This is a genomic window from Fictibacillus sp. NRS-1165 (genome assembly GCF_050468105.1).
Classification (GTDB): domain Bacteria; phylum Bacillota; class Bacilli; order Bacillales; family Fictibacillaceae; genus Fictibacillus_C; species Fictibacillus_C terrinigri.
On sequence record NZ_JBDPNU010000067.1, the window covers coordinates 1 to 1,183 of the forward strand.

The following is a 1,183-nucleotide window of genomic DNA, read 5'->3' on the forward strand; positions in this document are numbered from 1 at the left end:
TTTTTGTCCTTTTTCGTTAAGATATCAAGCTGGGCATGGCCCTTGCCATGTCCAGTTTGCCAGTTTTTTCAGGTTCATGGCAGCGAAAGTAAGCATCGCATGCGCGGAAACTTTTTTAAGCCCTCTGAGCTTTGTCCATCGCATACCATGCTTTTCTTTTGCATCAGCGAAAACCCGTTCAATGGTTTCTTTTCGCCGTGCATAAATTTTCTTATTCTCCTCTGTATGACGGAGGTGGTTCGCTTCCTCTAGGTAATCCTCCCAGATGTGCCTGTGAATCATTTACGTGCTGTTGGCTCTGCGTACATTGAGAAAGCAAAGGACAACTTTGGCACTTTACACGATTGGAAGCGTATTGACGATAGCCCTCGCGGGTCGTCGTTCTATAAGGTAATGTTTCACCCTGCAAAGCATATGTATTGGTCGTAATATTAATCATAGACGTACTCGTATTTCTTAAAGAAACCATCTTTCGTTTTGGGTCTGGTGTAAGGCATCACAGGGCGAATTTCTTGATCCATTAAAAACTTGGCAATTGGTGGAGTTTGATATCCTGCATCTACGGCTAGGGCAGTTGGTTTTCCTACTTTATCGATCAATTGATTCATAAGTGGCTCAAGCATTCTACTATCATAAACATTGGCTCCCGTGACCAAGCTTCCTAATATGAATCCTCTTGAATCACTGGCTGTATGAAAGGAGTACGCAAACAACTCGTTCGTCCTTTACATAGTAGCCACTTTCAGGATCAGTCTTACTTATTTTCACTTCTTTTGTTTCAACTTTCGTCTGAGGGGATATTGGCTTTTTTCCGTGTTCCTCAGGGTCGACATTGATTTCTTCTTCTAATAAGTTTTGATAGCTTCGCGTCTCAACTCGAACAACCTTTTTATCGAACTTCTTCTTATTGGCGTTTGCTTTCACATGTGTGGAATCAATGAACGCAACAGAAGGATCAACCAAACCATAGTTTGTGGCTTCACAAAGAATACGGTAGAAGATCTGTTCAAAGAGGTCACTATCATGAAAACGGCGTGCGTAGTTCTTACCGAAAGTTGAGAAGTGAGGTATCTTTTCACTAAAGTCATAACCAATAAACCAACGGTAAGCAATATTCGTTTCAATCTCCTTAATGGTTTGACGCATGGAGCGAATACCAAAAAGATATTGAATCAAGACCATT

1 pseudogene is annotated in these 1,183 nt (G+C 41.4%); it reads right to left on the bottom strand.

Features of this window, described 5'->3' with window-relative positions:
- Window positions 1-24 precede the first annotated feature (24 nt).
- Window positions 25-1,183 (bottom strand): annotated as a pseudogene (locus ABHN01_RS22840) (IS1182 family transposase); the annotation flags it as partial.